1 protein-coding gene is annotated in these 1,337 nt (G+C 66.8%); it reads right to left on the reverse strand.

What is annotated here, in order from left to right; genetic code table 11:
- Positions 1–1,280: VWA domain-containing protein (locus Q8R73_RS05330; protein WP_305718491.1), on the reverse strand; the 1,280-nt coding region annotated here is incomplete at its 3' end.
- Between the last annotated feature and the right edge of the window lie 57 nt (positions 1,281–1,337).

The raw sequence follows: 1,337 nt of genomic DNA on the forward strand, positions 1-1,337 counted from the left end.
TAGCGCGGCATTTCGGAATCGCCCCAGCCCCAGGCCATGCGCCCTTCCGGATTGAGCCAGACCAGCCGCTTGGAGCGCTCTGAAATCGTGCGCAGGATGTCGGCGCGCGGATCGAGGTTATTGGTGCGGGCATCGCCGAGCACGATCACCGTAGTCTTGGGCGTCACGCTGCGGAGAAAGTTCCTTTCGAAATCCTTGAATGAGCCGCCATAGTCGGACGAGCCGAACCCGACCTTCGACATGATCTCGCTCATCGCCTCCTCGGGCGATTTGGTGTCGAGGATGCCGGAGACCTCGATCAGATGGCCGGAGAACGCGAACGAGCGCACGTCGTCCACCACCTCGTGCAGGCTGTGGATCAGCAGCAGGAAGAAATCGGACACCTGCGCCACCGATCCCGAGACGTCGCAGATCGCCACGATCTTCGGGCGGTCGCGGTGGCGGCGTTTCCAGGAGGTGAGGAACGGCACACCGCCCCAGGCGGCGTTGCGCCGCAGCGTCTTCCTTGTGTCGAGATGGCCGCGCCGCTGCCGCTTGCGCGGCTTGCTGTAACGCTCGCGCAGCCGCCGCGCGATGGCGCGGATCAGCGCCTTCATCTGCTCCACCTGGCGGCGTTCGAGCCGGGCCAGCGGCGCGTTGCGCAGGATCTCGTTGCGCAGATTCTCGGTTTCCTCGCGCCCGTAAAGAACGAGCGCCTGGTTGACGACCTCGCGCACATTTTCGCGCAGCGCCTCGAGCGCTGCCGCCAGCCGCTCGGCATCGCCGGGATTTGTCGCCGTCAACGCGTCGAGGTCGTCGCGCAGCCGCTCGATGCCGAGTTGCTCCAGAATCCGCGACGAGAAGATGCCCCGCTGGGTAAAATAGCGGATGTCGGATAGCGCGGCGGCATTCGACGCCGCCGCCATCGCGGCCGCGATCGCATTGCGGTCGCGCGACATCAGCATCTGCGCGAGATCGCCAAGCTCCGGTGCCGGTGCGCCGGGCTCGCCCGGCTCGTTCTCGCCTTGCGCGGAATCCGCGCCCTTGCTGTCGGCGCCATCCTCCGGCGCGGTTTCTTCCGGAACCTCGGGCTGGCTGAAGAACAGGTCAAAACAGTCGCCGAGCGCCTGCTTTTCGTCCTGGCTCTTGGCCAGTGTCAGCAGCAGCGTGTCGCGCAGGATGCCGCGCTCGGCAAACCCCACATCGGCCACCGCCTTCATGGCATCGATGCTTTCCGCCGGGCTGACCCGAACGCCGGCGCCGCGCGCCGCCCGGAAAAAGCGATGCAGTTCCTCGCGCATCAGCCGAACACGCCGTGGCGGCCGGCCTTGGCGACGAAGCCCGACACCTGCGGGATC

This window comes from Bradyrhizobium sp. (assembly GCF_030697065.1).
Lineage (GTDB): Bacteria > Pseudomonadota > Alphaproteobacteria > Rhizobiales > Xanthobacteraceae > Bradyrhizobium.